16 protein-coding genes are annotated in these 17,828 nt (G+C 39.8%); 7 read left to right on the forward strand and 9 right to left on the reverse strand.

Going from position 1 to position 17,828, the window contains the following annotated elements; genetic code table 11:
• Positions 1 to 19: 19 nt before the first annotated feature.
• From E7Z59_RS13070 to E7Z59_RS13080, 3 genes are all read right to left on the reverse strand, one after another.
• Positions 20 to 526 carry a hypothetical protein gene (locus E7Z59_RS13070; RefSeq protein WP_136336780.1) on the reverse strand — a complete coding sequence of 169 codons (507 nt, stop codon included), beginning with the start codon at positions 524 to 526 and terminating at the stop codon, positions 20 to 22.
• An 83-nt stretch (positions 527 to 609) separates the two neighbouring features.
• The gene (locus tag E7Z59_RS13075) at positions 610 to 1,995 is read right to left on the reverse strand and encodes a sensor histidine kinase (RefSeq protein ID WP_168731300.1); all 1,386 of its coding nucleotides are present in this window, start codon (positions 1,993 to 1,995) and stop codon (positions 610 to 612) included.
• 13 nt (positions 1,996 to 2,008) lie between these two features.
• Positions 2,009 to 2,692 carry a response regulator transcription factor gene (locus E7Z59_RS13080; protein WP_136336782.1) on the reverse strand — a complete coding sequence of 228 codons (684 nt, stop codon included), beginning with the start codon at positions 2,690 to 2,692 and terminating at the stop codon, positions 2,009 to 2,011.
• Between the two features lie 703 nt (positions 2,693 to 3,395).
• Here E7Z59_RS13080 and E7Z59_RS13085 point away from each other — a divergent pair.
• The 7 genes from E7Z59_RS13085 to E7Z59_RS13115 all read left to right on the forward strand — a co-directional run bounded on the left by E7Z59_RS13085 (position 3,396) and on the right by E7Z59_RS13115 (position 10,791).
• Positions 3,396 to 3,779 (forward strand): hypothetical protein, encoded by a 384-nt coding sequence (locus E7Z59_RS13085; RefSeq protein ID WP_136336783.1) that lies wholly within the window; start codon positions 3,396 to 3,398, stop codon positions 3,777 to 3,779.
• A 1,185-nt stretch (positions 3,780 to 4,964) separates the two neighbouring features.
• Positions 4,965 to 5,699 (forward strand): Imm49 family immunity protein, encoded by a 735-nt coding sequence (locus tag E7Z59_RS13090; protein WP_136336784.1) that lies wholly within the window; start codon positions 4,965 to 4,967, stop codon positions 5,697 to 5,699.
• Positions 5,700 to 5,996: 297 nt separating this feature from the next.
• Positions 5,997 to 6,743 carry an Imm49 family immunity protein gene (locus E7Z59_RS13095; RefSeq protein ID WP_136336785.1) on the forward strand — a complete coding sequence of 249 codons (747 nt, stop codon included), beginning with the start codon at positions 5,997 to 5,999 and terminating at the stop codon, positions 6,741 to 6,743.
• Positions 6,744 to 6,804: 61 nt separating this feature from the next.
• Positions 6,805 to 7,173, forward strand: coding sequence for a hypothetical protein (locus tag E7Z59_RS13100; RefSeq protein WP_136336786.1), 369 nt, complete (start codon positions 6,805 to 6,807; stop codon positions 7,171 to 7,173).
• A 314-nt stretch (positions 7,174 to 7,487) separates the two neighbouring features.
• Positions 7,488 to 7,736, forward strand: coding sequence for a type II toxin-antitoxin system Phd/YefM family antitoxin (locus E7Z59_RS13105; protein WP_136336787.1), 249 nt, complete (start codon positions 7,488 to 7,490; stop codon positions 7,734 to 7,736).
• Positions 7,737 to 7,997, forward strand: a complete 261-nt coding sequence (locus E7Z59_RS13110; RefSeq protein ID WP_136336788.1) for a Txe/YoeB family addiction module toxin — start codon at positions 7,737 to 7,739, stop codon at positions 7,995 to 7,997. It begins immediately after the preceding gene.
• Between the two features lie 559 nt (positions 7,998 to 8,556).
• Positions 8,557 to 10,791, forward strand: coding sequence for a beta-glucosidase family protein (locus E7Z59_RS13115; RefSeq protein ID WP_242015678.1), 2,235 nt, complete (start codon positions 8,557 to 8,559; stop codon positions 10,789 to 10,791).
• A 232-nt stretch (positions 10,792 to 11,023) separates the two neighbouring features.
• Here E7Z59_RS13115 and E7Z59_RS15330 read toward each other — a convergent pair whose 3' ends face one another.
• The 6 genes from E7Z59_RS15330 to E7Z59_RS13135 all read right to left on the reverse strand — a co-directional run bounded on the left by E7Z59_RS15330 (position 11,024) and on the right by E7Z59_RS13135 (position 17,581).
• Complete coding sequence (locus tag E7Z59_RS15330) at positions 11,024 to 11,176, reverse strand: hypothetical protein (protein WP_168731301.1); 153 nt, start codon at positions 11,174 to 11,176, stop codon at positions 11,024 to 11,026.
• 226 nt (positions 11,177 to 11,402) lie between these two features.
• Entirely contained in the window at positions 11,403 to 13,163 is a 1,761-nt protein-coding gene (locus tag E7Z59_RS13120) for a Na/Pi cotransporter family protein (protein ID WP_136336789.1), read from the reverse strand.
• 147 nt (positions 13,164 to 13,310) lie between these two features.
• Complete coding sequence (locus E7Z59_RS15460; protein ID WP_242015677.1) at positions 13,311 to 13,433, reverse strand: cytochrome c; 123 nt, start codon at positions 13,431 to 13,433, stop codon at positions 13,311 to 13,313.
• 247 nt (positions 13,434 to 13,680) lie between these two features.
• Entirely contained in the window at positions 13,681 to 15,912 is a 2,232-nt protein-coding gene (locus tag E7Z59_RS13125; RefSeq protein ID WP_136336790.1) for a TonB-dependent receptor plug domain-containing protein, read from the reverse strand.
• 154 nt (positions 15,913 to 16,066) lie between these two features.
• Positions 16,067 to 16,552 carry a hypothetical protein gene (locus E7Z59_RS13130; protein WP_136336791.1) on the reverse strand — a complete coding sequence of 162 codons (486 nt, stop codon included), beginning with the start codon at positions 16,550 to 16,552 and terminating at the stop codon, positions 16,067 to 16,069.
• 162 nt (positions 16,553 to 16,714) lie between these two features.
• Positions 16,715 to 17,581 carry a hypothetical protein gene (locus tag E7Z59_RS13135; protein WP_136336792.1) on the reverse strand — a complete coding sequence of 289 codons (867 nt, stop codon included), beginning with the start codon at positions 17,579 to 17,581 and terminating at the stop codon, positions 16,715 to 16,717.
• Positions 17,582 to 17,828: the final 247 nt, after the last annotated feature.

Raw genomic sequence — 17,828 nt, forward strand, 5'->3', positions numbered from 1 at the left:
TAGGATACTATTTAAAATTTTAGTTGCGGAGAACTCTTTTGATGAGTGAAAGTATTCCGGAGTTTTGTTGATGAATACTTTGAGGAGCTATTGAGTCCTTGGTGATGGAGATCTCATGCACATTCGGAATCGTTTTAAATATTAATTTTCGCGGGTCGTACGTGTCTATTTTAGAAAAATCTAAAAATCCTTTTTGAGGAACAATGGCCGATTCAATTTGATGATGACTTCTGAAATTATTAAAGGCACGTGAATTAATGCCCGTGAATATCTCTACTGAAATGGTACTAATATTAGGGTAATGGTTTCTTACCAATTCATCCTTCATTTGATGGAAATCCTGATCGGTATATTCATTAATGATTTTACTGGGAGAATACCAATATAATTCAGTAGCACTTCCGGGCAGGCGATATGGAAAAACAAATACAATATTAAGGATTTCATCAGGAAATATTTTAAAAGATTCTTCTGCAATTTTCAACGATCCTGAGCTAAGGTCGGTGGGAATCATGATTGTTCTCATAAACTGTCATTTGATTATGACAACAAGATTAGGATGCGAGCATTAAAGCAGAATAAGAACGAGATTAAAATCAGATTAAAATATTAAAGAATTACTTCATACCCTTTAGAAATATTTGGTATTTCGAGCCTTACACAAGTACCTTGCTCCACCTCCGAATGGATTCTTATCAAACCACCATGAAGGCGTACTATTTTATTTGACAATGGCAAACCAAAACCGAATCCTCTAAACGACCTGGTATTACCCCCCCTGTAAAAAGGTTCAAAAACATTTTTAAGGTCATTAAAGGGGATTCCAATACCACGATCTTCAATTTCAACTATTATGGTATTCATTTCCACCTTAACACTGATATAAACATCCCCTTCTTTAGAATACTTTAGTGCGTTATCTAAAATATTCATGAGTGCTATTTCAATGAGCCCGATATTTCCTCTGAAAATGAGGTCATCTGGGTTCATAGGTAAACTTTGAAAGTTATAATTTAATCGATGAGAGATCTCATTTTCGAAATTGGATTTTAACCCTATCAAGACCTCATCAATACGGATTAGATCAATCTTTAGGTCTTTAGAATCCGGATCATTATAGGCCAATTTAAACAAAACATTAAGGAGTCTATTAAGACGATCCCCTTCGGTTTTAATTGCCTGTAACGCCTTCATGCTTAAATCTATGTTCTCAGGATCGGCAATGGCCATCTCGGCCTGACCAATAATAGCTGTTAAAGGGTTTTTAAGTTCATGCGATGCGTTTTGAACAAAGTTGCTTTTCATTTCAAAAGAAGTTTCAAGTCTATCCAACATGTTGTTGAATGTTTGAGTCAAATCAGCCAGCTCCCCCCTGCCATTAACCTTCTCCAGGCGCAAATTCAGATTTTCTGCCTTTATCGTATTTACCCTTTTTATAATCCTTGAAATAGGCTTAAGTGCTTGTTCAGCAAAGTATTGCCCCAAAATCGAAATAACGATCATGCTTAATAAAAAAGCGAGAACAAGTATATTTCTCAGATTCTCAAGTTTCCCTTTTCCATATAGGTCTCGCGCAGAAACTATAACTATAAAATCTCCCTGATTATCATTATAAAGTAACCCTGTGTAATAGGTTTCTCCCTGCTTTAATTCTGCATAATTATTTTCAATGACCATCTTGAAAAAATGCATTGGTAAACTGTCTTTAGGTTGGGTATTCAGAACTCCGAATTCGGGGTCGAAGGGATAAATTTTTTCCTTTTCAAAAGGAAGGGTCTGCAAGTGTTTAATTCTTACTGCCTCATAGATTTCAATAGTGAGCTCATCTTTCTCAAGATATACCTGACCAGCGATAGTGGCTCTTTCACCAAGTCTTTTATAGAATTCACTTTCCGTATAGTCTTTTGAGAAGAAATAAATGGACAGAAATATCGCTATTTGAAACACCCCGGTTAGCAATATGAAAATAAATGTAATTCTGGTCTTGAGCGGCATTAGATTTCTCTTTTTAATCCCGGATGACATACCCCATACCTATAACAGTATGAATTAGTTTAGTGTCAAAATCCTTATCAATCTTATTACGCAAGTAATTGATATAGACATCCACAACGTTGGTACCCATGTTAAAATTGATGTCCCAAACACTTTCAAGAATATCCATTCTGCTCAAGACTCTATTCTTGTTTTTCAACAAGAATTCTAACAGACGAAATTCCGTGGTCGTAAGTTTTACCTCCTTACCCGCCCTTTTAACAATTTTAGCATCGGAATCAAGCTCCAAATCTTGCAAGATTATTTTTTTGTCATCTTTTAACCGGGAGGAGGTTACCCTTGTTAAGGCTCGTATTCTAGCCAAAAGCTCCGAAAATTTAAAGGGTTTGACCAAATAGTCGTTAGCTCCATAATCCAATCCTTTCACTATATTTTCAGTCATACCTAATGCCGATAACATAATTACAGGTAACTCGAAGTTACCATTCTTCCTAATTTTTCTGACAATTTCCCACCCATCCATTCCAGGAAGAATAATATCCAAGACAACGAGATCAACACTAAATTGTTTTAATAATTCAAAAGCCTTCTCACCATCATAGGCTAATACAACCTCATAACCAGCATCCATTAGCCCCTGCTTTATAAATAAGGCAACATTATGCTCATCTTCTATCACTAAAATTCTTTTTGGCATTCTTCTTTAAATTTCAGTACTCCTTCAAAGTTGAAAATATGTAAATATACCTGAAATTCAATTATCGAACCTACAGCGTTAAAGGCTGTCTTAATAAGTACTTTTTCTTTTGTTCAATGATATTACGTAAATGATTAAAATCAGTATTTCAAATAGTGATTGTAGAATTAAATTTCTGCTATCAAGAACAAATGTCAACTAATAACCTAGAATTTTAATCCAATTTAATAGACTCAAGAATGTGATATGAATAATTTCAAAAATGCTAAAAAGGTGATGTCGACTATCTATTTCTCAAATCTTTTGTTCCAGAAATTAAATCTTCAATTTATTTTTATTTAGAAAAGGAAAATTATCCATGTCTGTTTATATAATTCTATATAACTTAGAGTAATATGAAATCTCGGTAAAGCGATATTTGAGAATTCAATTTAACTCTCTTTTCTCTTAATATGATCGACTTCGTTGAACTTGGAAAAGGATGCTTATTCCTTATTGCCGCTTTCATTTTCTTCAAAATTTTTCATAAACCACTAGGGGGCGATTCTATGCTCGATAGATTGGTGGATTTCAAAGCTACCGTTGGAATGATCCTGTTAGTAATATGCGGCATAGCCATTATTTATGGCGAATTGGCTCGAATAAATGGATGGGTTAGTTTTTAAGGTTATTTAATCCTATTAGTTACCAAAATTGAAATTTTATGGCGATTGCTGATAATTGGGAGGAAGAAATAATTGAAAATATACTTGATATTACCAAACACTTTATAACTAAGCACAATTTAAGTGTGTTCGAGATAGTGAAGGAAACCCGGGATGATGGATATATTAAGCTGGTAAATTCTAAGGGGTATATAGTAATTACAATTCATTATTTACCTAATTATGATGTGGTAGTTGAATCATATCCTTACAACATTAGTGCATATGTAAAATTAATCAAGGCGATGATTAGTAATTCAGATTACGATAATGACCGTATTTCACTTAAAGAAGTACTTAACAATGGACAACCTATAAATCATCTAGAATTTTTTTTAGATAATTGTATGAATCACATTGAAAAGAATTATAATTTGCAATAGAAATTCAAGGTTACCCATATGGTTAACCGGGCGTTGAAAAGTGGAAAATATTCAGTATTTATAAGGGTTGGCGTTGACAGGACAAGCTTCCTGCCACCCCGACCATGAAAGCCGAACAACAGTATGTTGTTCGGCTTTTTTTATGCCCTGCAGCGTCAAGCGCTCGCGCTTGTAAGCAAAAGGGCATAAAAAAACCGATACTACGCCTTGGCGTAGATCGGCTTTCATGAGGCTGCCCCACCACAGGATCACGAGCCGAAGGCGAGTGAATCCTGTACTTTCTTTTTCCCTACTAACTGAAAAGCGTCAAGCGTTTACGCTTGTAAGCGAAAGGGCATAAAAAAACCGATACTACGCCTTGGCGCAGATTTTGCCCACCCGCCGGCTGGCCCCGTCGCTAAAAAGGTCCGCGGGACCTTTTTTAGACGCTCGGTCCTATGAGGCACCCCACCACAGGATCACGGCCCTGACGCAGGAAGGGGCGTGAATCCTGACTATCTTATTTATGCAATTCAAATCAGTACTTCCTTAAATTTTCAGATTTCTTCTAAGAAGCCCCCATCCGTCCACGCTTAAGCGTGGCCACCTTCCCCCAGTCAGGGGAAGGGACCCATTTCCATAGGGAGATATTTGTTGATCGGCTTTCATGAGCAACGAGCCCACCACAGGATCACGAGCCGAAGGCGAGTGAATCCTGTACTTTCTTTTTCCCAACTAACTGAAAAGCGTCAAGCGCTCGCGCTTGTAAGTAAAAGGGCATAAAAAAACCGATACTACGCCTTGGCGTAGATTTTGCCCACCCGCCGGCTGGCCCCGTCGCTAAAAAGGTCCGCGGGACCTTTTTTAAACGCTCGGTCCTATGAGGCACCCCACCACAGGATCACCAGGCACGCGGAGCGTGGCGAGTAATCAACCCCCTCCGCCCTTCGGAATTACCAAATATTAAAATCCCAAACTCTTAATAAAGTAAGCCTATCTAAGGCCATCAAAAAGGTGACCTCGAAGGTTACCTGCAATAACTGGAAAGCAAATCTTGGGTGTTATCTTTAATCCTTCTTTTCATTTTTCTTGCATCACCTTTAATTTTTATATCAGAGATTTTTTTCTATAAATAAAAAGATTAATCTTGTAGAAGTATATTTTTTCAAGGACATTGGTTTTAAGTCCTGGTAAATATTAATAATAGTGACAGCTAACGAAGCTTTAATACAATTATTCAACGAATCATTCTCCTCTGAAGAGGAAATTGTAAAATCAATACGAGCAAACTCAGGTGATCTACGACCTGTTTATAGCCTTAAAGGAATTAATGAACGCAGGGCATGGTATTATTTATTTGTGGAAAACGATCTGGAAAAGGCCAAACAATGTTTTTTCCTTTATGGTAAGGTACAGGAGTATTTGTGTAAAAGCACTACGGTAAGTATGATTCTAGGAATGACACAAGATAATACCTATGCCCTTCTAAGTGATGCCAAAGATTTGATTTATGGAATGGTGAATTGGAAGTATGCAGGATATGAAAAAGATATCAAAAAGGGAAGTTTGAAATACATTATACCCCTAGTGGCGATTGGAGAAGACGACAAAGCCTTAGCCCTTTTAGACCTTTTTCATTTAAAACATCGTAAAATGGGCTTAAAGGAAGAAAATGAGGCAATTATTCGTGCCATTATCAGTGGAGAAGCAGAAGAAGTGAATCGGTTACTACAAATCTTTCTTCTTCCCAGAAATCATAAAAAAACAAATGGAATATATCAACTTCGTTCGGAATTATTTTCATTACCCGCCCTGGGCTTTGCCAAACTGGCCTGGTTGCGGGGGGTAGAAGTGGACATCGATCACCCGTTAATCCCTAAGGCATTATTACCAATACAACCCAACACCACTTATGATAAAACCTATGACTTTCTGAAGTAATGAATATAGGGGTAGAAGCTTTTTTTTTTGGTTTTTAGGAGATAATCGTCCATGAAGTAAAACAGGTTCAAGCTGATGGTTCTATAAAGCTGAATTCAGGCACGGAAACATTGCCTGTACAGATGTCGGATGACTGGATAGACAATGTTATTGAAAGGATGAAACGGTCTATTGATGAGGAGGTTTCTGCATTAGCTCCTATACTAAAGCAAGGGATGGATGATGGGATAGTAACTAAGGTAGTAACGGGAATAGATAAATTTAAAGACGAGATAGTTGTATTTACTATAAACTAGTATGACTGAAGAAATTAAAAGATTTCTAAATAAGCTTTTTTTAGAAGAGGCTGCCAGAGAGGAGCAAATTACTTTAGATTGGAATTTACCAAATAAAAGAAAGTATTCAATGGCCCGATCACTTCGGGGGATTAATGAAACCAAATCCTGGTATTATTTATTTGTGGAAAACGATCTGGAAAAAGCCAAACAGTGTTTTTTTCTTTATGGTAAGGTACAGGAGTATTTGTGTAAAAGCACTACGGTAAATATGATTCTAGGAATGACACAAGATAATACCTATGCCCTGCTAAGTGATGCCAAAGATCTGATTTATGGAATGGTGAATTGGAAGTATGCAGGATATGAAAAAGATATCAAAAAAGGAAGTTTGAAATACATTATTCCCCTAGTGGCGATTGGAGAAGACGAAAAAGCCTTAGCACTATTAGACCTTTTTCATATAAAACATCGTAAAATGGGCTTAAAGGAAGAAAATGAAGCAATTATTCGTGCCATTATCAGTGGAGAAACAGAAGAAGTGAATCGGTTACTACAAATCTTTCTTCTTCCCAGAAATCATAAAAAAACAAATGGAATATATGAACTTCGTTCGGAATTATTTTCTTTACCCGCCCTGGGCTTTGCAAAACTGGCTTGGTTGCGGGGGGTAGAAGTGGACATCGATCACCCGTTGATTCCTAAGGCATTATTACCAATACAACCCAACAGCATTTATGATAATACCTATGACTTTTTAATTGACTAAGAAGCATTGGCATAAGTGTTGAGGAGAATACATAATGGGCGATGAATTTTATATCAGTTCTATGATTAAAGTATTTAAAATATTAATTATTCTGATTCCTGCATCCATCCTGATCATTTGGAATGATACCCCAAAGGACTGGGGAGATAACTCCGTTGCAGAATGTTTTAATACCCTAACCAGTCAGCAAAGTTTTTTAAGGGAATTGTTCCTTGCCTTTGATCAACAGGATTTGAAATTCCCCGAGATTAAATATGTACAGGATACCATTCTTCTAAACATAAAAGGCCTTAATATTCCTGACCAATATAAATTTTCATTGAATGCTGAAAAGATTGTACTAATAGAGTCTTCAGAGAATAAGAGCGCATTACAATTAACCATTACCAAAAAGGTATACGATAGCTCTTTGATCAAATTTACCTTTTGAGAACCATTTTCACATATAGCGGTAAGTGGTTCCTCCCGATTTGTATCAAACCATTGGGAAACAACCATTACGTCAATGGTCACAGTTGACTAGATTGAGAGTTGTATGCGAAGTTTGTTGATCTTTCTAATTCGGGTTTAATACTCCGGAAAACAGGAGGGTTGTAAAAAACAAATTAAAAATAGTAAGCTGACCCCAAATTCATGATAAAATGAATAAAGGCTCCTGTATATTTCGAGAAGCCATTCAAGAATAACAATTTACAATGACAATTAAATAAGTACTTATTTACGTACTTATTGTATCTTTGAAACATGGAAACAGTAAATTACACAGAGTTTCGTGCTAACCTGAAGCATTGGTTTGATAAGGTGATCAACGATGTAAGCGATGTCATTATCAAGCGCAAAGGCGGTAAAGATCTTGTATTGATCTCCCTGGACGAATACAATTCCTTAAAAGAGACTACCTACCTGCTATCAGGAAAGAACAGAGATGTGTTGTTGAAATCTATCAGAGAATTGGAAGAAGGAAAGGGAATTGAAAAAGACCTGATCGAATAGATGAAGCTTATCTGGTCTGCAACCTCCTGGAATGATTACCTCTATTGGCAAAAGGTGGATAAGAAGATCGTGAAACGCATCAATGAGCTTATTAAGAATTGTATGCGATCTCCCTTTGAAGGCATCGGGAAGCCTGAGGCATTGAAAGGCGATCTACAAGGGTATTGGTCCAGAAGAATAACCTCAGAACATCGGTTGGTGTATAAATATGAGGACGGACAATTATGGATAGCGGCTTGTCGCTATCATTATGGGAAGTAGTTTACTGATCATGGTATACAAAGAATACAGTTGAAGTAACAGGTGACAAGTAACCTGTGAAAGGTGAAAACTTGGTGGGGCTTATCACCAGCAATATTCCCTTCTGCCCTTCGCCTCCACCTCCGCCCGTAGGTTACTCCTTCTTGACGGTAGGCAGGTCCCTGCTGAAAAAGGGGAGGGTAAAGTCGTTCTTTGTTCGATCTCCTAAGATGTCTTCATAATCGTGAGCGAGGGCATATAAAAGCAGTTCTTTTCCAGCGTACCCATGTCCTCACCACAGCCATAAAATCATCTTTTTTATTTCTTATTTGACCGGCTACAAAATCCGGGAACACATGATATATCTCATTTTATAATTCATGCCTCTCATAGTACCTTGTATGCTGTTTGTGAGTGATACTGCTGTAATGAGCCTCTGTTCATAGGAGTGTATAGTCTGACGAGGTATTCGAATTGTAGTAGCAGAAGAATAAGGCGGGATTAATGCAGAATACTGAATGACCGGCGTGTGTCAGATGGACTAACCCCTAATGAATTAAATTATCTTATACCCAATATAATGAAACAATATTCAGTATTGCTGGCAGGAGTGGTTGTTTTGATGTTGATAAGCGCATCCTGTAATTCGGAAAAATCAAAAGAATTAGTGAAAAAAGAAACGACCCTTCAGGTTCCTGAACTGTCGATCCAATTCGATAATAAGATCGATAGTATCATCGCCTTAATGACACTCGAGGAAAAGATCGGGATGTTACACGGTAACAGTATGTTTGCCAATAAGGCCGTAGAGCGGTTGGGAATTCCCGAATTAACCATGGCCGATGGTCCGCTGGGAGTCAGGGAGGAGATCTCCAGGGATTCCTGGGCCCCCGCGGGCTGGGAGAATGATTTTGCCACCTATTATCCCGCAGGCGGAGGATTGGCCGCCACTTGGAACCCTGAATTGGCCCACCTTTTTGGGAACAGTGTCGGGGAAGAGGCCAGGGCAAGAGGAAAGGATGAACTGCTTTCTCCAGCCATTAATATTATCAGAACCCCGCTTGGAGGTCGTACCTATGAATATTTTACGGAAGATCCGTTTTTAAACGCTAAAATGGTAGTGCCGTTCATTGTAGGCGTTCAACAAAATGATGTGGCTGCCTGTGTAAAACACTATGCGGTAAACAACCAGGAAACCAATAGGGATTATGTGGATGTACTGGTGGATGAGCGCACGTTACGCGAGATCTATCTACCCGCATTCAAGGCTGCTGCTATTGATGCCCAGGCATACAGTTTTATGGGCGCTTACAATAAGTTTCGCGGAGAATACCTTTGTGAGAACAGTTATATGTTACAAGACATTCTAAGGGAAGAATGGGGATTCCAGGGGATCGTGATCTCCGACTGGGCTGCTGTGCACGACACCAAAAAGTCGCTTGAGGCAGGAACCGATATCGAGATGGGTACCCCGAAACCATTTAATGAATTCTTTTTTGCCGACCCATTGGTACAGGCAGTCGAACAGGGAGAGATTAGTGAAGCGGAAATTGATAAACATATAAAACGTATTCTTCGGGTGATGTTCAATCTGAAGACCATTGATGGGATTGGGCAGAAAAAGGGAAGTATCAATACCGAGGCCCATTTTCGTGATGCCTATGAGATCGCAGCAGAATCTGTGGTGCTTCTTAAAAATGATTCGGGCCTTTTGCCCATGAAAATGGAGGGCGTTCAGCGTATAGCGGTGATCGGGAATAATGCCACCAAGAAAAATGCTCTTGGAGGGTATGGTGCAGGTGTGAAGACTAAAAGGGAGGTGACCCCCCTGGAAGGATTAAAGAACAGGCTTCCTGAAGGTATTGAGATCTTATATGCCGAGGGGTATAGTGAACGATATGCGGAAAATGAAAAGGCAAAATTCGGAGATATCACCCTTAGCGGTCCTGTGCCTATTAATGAACTTGAGCCCGAATTGATAGAGGAGGCGTTGGAAGCAGTGCGAAGCTCCGATCTGACCATTGTCTTTGCCGGTTCTAACCGGGATTATGAGACGGAAGCTTCTGACCGAGCGAGCCTGGACCTGCCTTTCGGACAGGAAGCACTTATCGAAAAAGTCCTGGAAATAGATCCCAATGCCATTGTGGTGGTTATTGCCGGTGGGCCTTTTGATATTCAGCATGTCAGTGAGCAATCGAATGCTCTGGTGTGGAGTTGGTTCAATGGTTCTGAAGGGGGTAATGCCCTTGCTGATGTGCTGCTCGGGACGGTAAATCCTTCCGGTAAATTGCCGTGGACCATGCCTAAGAAACTCAAAGAATCTCCTGCCCATGCTACCAATAGCTTTCCCGGGGACGACTCGGTGACCTATGAGGAAGGCATTTTAGTTGGGTATCGTTGGTTTGATACAAAAAAAGTGGAACCCCTCTACGAGTTCGGATATGGGTTGTCTTATGCTGATTTTCAATATGGTGATCTCGTTACCGATCAACAGGAATATGCTGAAACGGATACGGTTTATGTCAACCTGGATGTGAGTAATCTCTCGAACATGGATGGTAAAGAAACGGTCCAACTCTATGTTTCAGCTGAAAATTCTAAAGTGGAAAGGGCAGCAAAGGAATTGAAGGCTTTTACGAAGTCGCTTATTCCGGCCGGAGAAACAATAAGATTACCTCTGAGCTTTAAGGTAAAAGACCTGGCCTATTACAACGTTGATAAGAAAGCCTGGGAGGTAGAGAAAGGCACCTACAAGTTATTGATCGGCGCCTCATCCAGAGACATCAGGGGAGAAGCCACCATTACTGTGAATTAGGCTGGAGATACCAGCTTTCAACCATATGGTGCTGTTTTGTGGCGCTTTGGGTACCCATTGCGGTATTTATACCCTTCAATTACCCTCGGCGATTTCCATGGTTCTGGGGTGGGGAGAATGGAGTTAACGGCATCCCTGCCGACCTGTTCAAACAGACTATAGATAAGTAAAATATATACAAATAAGCCCTGTACGAGCCAGGGCTTACTTTTTGCAATAGTTCCATAGTTGTTTATTCTTTTAACGATACTATAAACTCTGCTACCGCCAGCCTGGCCTCCTTATCCATACAGACATGGAACTGCATATCCGGATAATCTTCTCTTACGTTGAACGGATTGTAGATGTAATTCACAACGCCCTGTGGAATGTCAAGGATCACCATACGATTGGGGTTGCCTTCTTCATTTTGGTCATTTGTATGGGGATAGGTAAAAAGGTCTTTTTACCATTGCACCTAATGGCTCTTCACTATAAAAATTAATTCGTCCTGCCAACACCGTTCGTAGGCCCTCCGATTAAAACGGAAGGATATATTCCTTCTTTACAGAAGAGTAAAGCTCTTAGTTTCAGTTTGAGCACAATGCATCAAATAGCGATGAGGTATATGTTTACTTTCCATTTTCCAATAAAGAGTCTTTTTGGCCATAGAGCAGCTCAGCTACCGAAATAAGGTTTTTAATGATCTGGTTCAGGTTGTCTTTATCATTCACTAATGAGGATGCCATTTCGGGGGTAATCAAATTATTCCTGATCAGGGTGTTAATGGAATTATTGGTGTGATACTTATCTTTTTTAGCCGCTTCTTTAAGGGCTACAAGCTGGGCGTAATAAATGTCCTGATCTTGATGAGTCCTGAATTTATAAATAGTACGCAAGACCTTAATAATTTTTTTTCGGAATTTATCATACTCTCTTACTATATACCTATTCTCTGATTCCAGGAAAAGGGAGATATTTTTTCCGATTTCAAAAACCGCTTTAATAATTTCTACCATTTTGCGGTTGGCAACGATGATATCGGCGATTCTTTTTCTAATTCCTTTGTCCATTTCAGGAGAGGCCTGGGCAGTGGAGGCATAGCTTATGATCTCGCCATAAATGGTTTTCACCTTACTGTAGTACAGGGCCCTGACATCTACATTCAAATCCATGGTGGAGCGCCGTACGATCTCACTTGCTTTCAGATCTGATTTAATAGCAGATCTGTGGATGTTCAAAGCGTGAGTGACGATTTCAAAAAGGGCATTTTCGAACAGATAGGCAGACTCCTGCGTTAAAGCCGTAACAGCGGTTTCCGGGAATTTCAGGATACTTTTGTTAAGGTATTTAGGTTTGTCAATATCTTTATCTTCCTTCTCCTTTACAAATCTCATTAAGAATCGCTCTATGCGCTTTATAAGGGGAAGCATGAAAAGCACCCCCAGAACATTAAAAATAGTATGAAATAGGGCTAGTTTCAGGGTATAATCATCTGCGGAGATTCCAAACCATACCGCCATGGAATTCACCAATTTGCCCAATGGATATATAAAAGTCAGGGCCAGCAGACCTGTTATTAAATTAAAGATAAAATGTGCCCCTGCCAGTCTTTTCCCATCTATATTACTGCTGATAGAGCCAATAGCTGCTGTGATCGTGGTTCCTATATTTGCGCCAATGGCCAGAGAAAGAGCATTCTCATATTCTACCTGACCGGCCGCCAAAGCCGTTAAAATCAGGGCCATTGTTGCGCTACTCGATTGAAAAATGGTGGTAATGATCACCCCGACGAAGGTGTAGACCGCAATTCCGGCAAAACCCGGTATGGCATATTGAGTCAGATCAAGGTATTGCTTAAATACCTCAAATCCTTCTTTCATATAATGAATACCCAGGAAAAAAAAGCCTAATCCCGAAAGAATATTGCCGAGGCCACGGAGGCCAATTTTTTTTTGAAGCGAAAAGATAACACCAAATACCAGCATGGGCATAGCCAAGGCTGAGATCTTCAATTTTAAACCAAAGCCCGCAACGAGCCATGAGGTGGCCGTAGTTCCAATATTGGCTCCAAATATCAACCCGATCCCTCCACTTAATGGTATCAGCCCTGCACTAATAAAAGAAATAGCTACTACCGAAACCAGTGAACTTGATTGAATCAATGCTGTGACCAAGGCCCCGGTGGTTATGGCCTTGTATAACCGGTCAGTTGTTTTTTTTAGAATGCTTCGAAGAGGACCTTTGGCGAACACCCTGAACCCTTCCTCCAGCATGATCATCCCAAAAAGTAAAATGGCGATACCCGCGGCAATTGCTTTTAAGTCGGGATTCACAAATAAAGCAATAGCCAGGACTATTAGAAATACGTAGAAAAAGGACTTTCTAATCATCAGCTGGATGTAGGCGGCAGAAATCTAAGGTTTTTGCCGGGTAGCGTTTAGTTTATTACCCAATTAAAATAAACATAAAGGGAATCAATACCAATTTTCTTTAAATCTTTCCTGGCAAAGGTTGCGGTACAAATGGGAGCAATTTCTTTATTCTTTCAATGACAATATATACTCCGCCACAGCTAATTTAGCTTCCTCATCCAAATAGTCCTGGGGTGGCATGTCCGGGTAATCTTCTCTTACATTCAGCGGATTGTTGATGTAATTCACGATGCCCTGTTTGATTGTTCCCGTTCTTATGCTAATATTCAAAATCAACCTTCCAATATCTTGGGAAGCAACCCATTATCGATAGCAAAACCTTTCTTATAAATACATTTAAATCATGAAGATTTTTGCTCTTAACTTAAGTGTAAAAGATATGTTCGTTAAAACTTTGGATTAAAGGAAATAGAAGAAGTCAATTGCAAAAAAATCAACGTTAATAATGAATTTTCCAGGTGAATTATTTTTAAACTCATAGAGAGTTGATTTTAATACTTACCATAGCTAATCTTCCAATGGATGGAGAACCTACGAATTCGATCTGACGAGTATTAAACAGGTTCGTTATATTGAAATTAAAGGACAGAGCCTCACTCCAGTCATATTGGGTAAATAGATTGAAAGTGGTAAACCCACCCAAAGGGCCATAATTGTAATTGCCTGGGGGAATTCTGCTGCCGGCACCGGCTTCACTTCCTTGCTGGTTACCACTGTAAAAATCATACTTCTCTACTATTCTTGCCCCGAAGGACAGGTTAAGCCGTTTCTTTAAAAGGTCTTCAACTGTTAAAATAGCCATGCCACGATGGTTCGGGGCATTAAGGCTTTTTTCATTAGGCGAGATCACCCCGTCCCTGTTGGCGTCATTTTCTTCAAATGCTCCATCGATCCAGGAGTATTTTACAGCTAATTGCACCCAAGGTAACAGGGTATAATTGACCCCAAGATCCAATCCGTAAACGTTTGCTTTCCCATAATTAAAGAAGGATAAAAAGGTGGCGCCTTGCAGAGTGTCATTAGTTACAGTGCCTGCAAACGCAGGGTTGTGATCAACGGAGATCCCGTCTACCGAAAGGGCTCGTCCTCCTACTGGTAAGGTAGGGGTGATGAAGTTCTTGCTTTTACCGTAATAAGTATTAGCATCTACCCATAACTTCGGAGTCAGTTGTCCTTTGATACCTATTTCCCAGGTGTGTACCTCTTCAGGTTTTAGGGGTTGTGTGGTCTGAACAGCTGTGGGATCATTGATCAGTGTATTATTTGGAATATACCTGATGCCTTCGCCGCCATTACCAAATACCAAATCATTAGCCCTTGTGTATTGATTTAATATGGTAGGCAGCGCATAGGCCTTAGCCCATCCCGCCCTGATACTGATCTTATCAAGATCTTTTACCCAGGTGATTTTTGGAGCAAACAGACTTTCGAAATTTTCATTATTGTCATACCTCAGTGCACCGATCAATCGCATTTGATAAGGAAGTTTTTTTTCCAGTTGTAATACGGCTCCCAGTTGGGAAACGGAAATAGCATTGGCTGCACCTACTACGGTTGTTCCGGAGGTATTCGGACGTGCATTTTCAAAGTCTAATCCTGCCACCAGGAATAATCCTGCCTCGGAAAAGGTTTTATGATATTGAAGATCGGCATTAAATCGTTGACTTCTTTCTTTAAAACTTGCCTGTTTTAATGCTATTTCCTCCGCTTCATCAGGGGGCACAAACTGAGGCCCCGGCTGTGTCAGGGCATAGAAGATTTGTGTATAACGCGGAATAACATAGCTATTGCCAAGGGTTCCCCAGGTGTTGTATACATTGATATAGAAGTGGGGGCTTTTAAAACGTGCCTGTATAAAACTATACCCTAGATCCCTCATTTGATTGCGGCCGCTTGTGGTAACTTGTATAAAGTCATTAGTACTTGCTCCCCCGGAAACAATGATTTCAGCCTTTGGGTTAAGGGTATAATACAAATGTGCTTCCCCCCGAAGATGTCGGAAATCATAATCAACCTCGTGTTCCGGAATACCTTTTGGCGAATTGGGAAGATAAACGCTGTCTGTAAAACTGAACTCACGCCCTCCGGCATATTCGCCGGTAACCTTAAATGCCCATCGGTTATTTATGATTTGAGCGTGTCTTAAGCGCCCGCTATACTGACGTTGATTCCCTGTGCTGAGTGATACGGTGGTTCCGGGATATTGACGTGCATCTTTGGTGATCGTGCTGAACACCCCGTTGTGGGCATTAGGTCCGAACAGTGCTGTTTGTGGCCCCAGAACGATCTCCATTTGCTGAATATCATCTTTAATGGTGGTCCCGTTATTGAAAACAGGTAGTCCCCCGCTCAATGCTGCCGTACTGATACGTCCATCAACGATCTGTAAGACCTTATTATTGAAAGCACTGTTAAGTCCTCTGGCGTTAAAGGTGGTTCCATCTACCCCGTACCGGGTGAATTCGACCCCAGGCACGGTAGCCAGGAGTTCGCCGGTGTTAGATCCTGCAAACAGATCGATCTCCCTGCTCGTTAATACTTGTACTGAAGCCGGTGTTCGCGTTATTTTTTCAGGGCGCAGCAGGGAAGTAACTACGACCTCGGGAAGGGTATCGGGTGGCCTCACATTGACATCCTTTTGATCCTGAGCCGAAACAGATTGTAAGAACAGGATGGAGCAGAGGTAAACAACTGTCGATACCTTCATGAGAAAAATGATTTTAATCTGTAATAAATGTATGTGTTTTTTGAATACAAACACGATATTTTTATCTGGCAGTCAAGCTTTTAGGTCATTTTTTTATGAGCGGTGTTTTTGGTTGCGAAAGGTCATTTATTGATTTAAAGGTTATATGTAAAATCTATTCTTTCTGACCAGCCAGAATGGGTGTATCAGGCGTGGCATTATAGGCGTAGTCCTTTATGACCCAAGAGGTGTCACTTTCAAATTGCAACCGTACCCATCCATAATGGAACTTGTCCTTAATATAAATTCGAACCCCCAGGTATTTATCAACCTGATAACCCCAAGCTTCAATAGAAAAATATGATGAGCTTGAAAATAATTCACCATTTTTAAACTCATCCGGAATTTTTCTGCCTTCATCCAATGGAACTGTATATGTGCCCCAATCAGTTAAAGACAAAACCCCACTGAGGTAGGATCTTGAACCAATTAAGAGTGTATTCCCTTCGATATCATAATAGATGTTAAGATCTACAATACTATCCTGATTTACATCCAATTCGAAGGAGGTACTGAGGTTGTTGCTAACGAAATCCGGTTCAATATCCGAATAGATCACAATGGTTTCACCGTCTTCGGGAGGTTCATTATCAATTGCCATAGATTCATCACTTTTGGAGCAGTTTGTAAGCAATAAAAGGAAGATAAAAATTAAGACTTTCATATGGGGCGCAAACACTCTCAATGAAGCAGTGCTTTTTTTTGCATAATGGGTTGCCACCCGTTTTGTTTTCATCTATGAATAATTTGAATTAAGACATTATTAGTAATATTCATAAACCACTTTCTGGCCGGTGGTTTCTTTCGCGATCACTTTGCCTTCGGTATCATAGGTATACTGATAGTTTTCACTATAGTCAGTAGACGGACTCTGGAAATTTTTATGTTCCATTTTTAACGGAAAATGTTCTTGCACGATCTTTCCGGGAATGATCACAAATTCCAGGAATGAATTCTGGTACTCTGTGTAACCTTCAAAGCTCTTTGAAGTTAACTTCATCATTTCTCCGCTATTGTTGATCTTGCCATGTTCTTCGATTGTTTTTAAATTCCCGTCCTCGTAGTAGGAATAGGTATACTTGCTCATAAATGAGGCGTCAACATAATCGTCTGTTCGTGCCGTGATCTGGCCCTTATCGTTATATTCATAATAAATGTTGATCGTACCGTACCATGCAGCATTGTAAAGGCTGGCTTTCGTAATTTGGCCGTTGGTCCAATAAAAGTTATAGACATCCCAACCCTCCAACTTAACCAATCGACCTGCGGCATCATAATGAAATTCATCTGTAAATGTTCCAGAACTGGCGTTAGGGTATCCATATTTTATTTTAGCAATTTGTCCATCTGCCCGAAAATAATATATAGCTTCGAACTCCAAGATGCCATTTTGGTATTGCTTTAAATGTTTAGGGTAGCCCTTTAGCTCAGGATAATTATTATCAGTACTGTCTTGATCGGGTACTGAATCTGATGGTTCCTCCCCACCTGTAGGATATTCATCATATTCCCATTGATCACCGGGATATTGATCTTGTCCATTCGCTAAAATATCATCATCCTGAATGGAGCAATTACAGAGTACGATGGATAAAATCAGGGCCATGCCGAATCTTGATAGTGTTTTCATGTTTGTCAAAATTAAATTCCGGAGCCTTCATAAAAGATTCATTTTCAATGAACACAGCGTGTTATTTATTATTAAATTTAATCTATGCCTGAATGCGAAAAACACCTCTGCGACAGAAAGTTATGCCCTTGATACCAATAAGGGGGTAATGTCGTTGAATGCGTTTTGTATGACCCCAATCGTTGTTTGTCTCTGAACAAGGTTTTTCTATGGTGAAAGATTCCCCCCTCCTAAATATGGAGTTATT

Source organism: Robertkochia marina (assembly GCF_004799345.1).
GTDB lineage: Bacteria > Bacteroidota > Bacteroidia > Flavobacteriales > Flavobacteriaceae > Robertkochia > Robertkochia marina.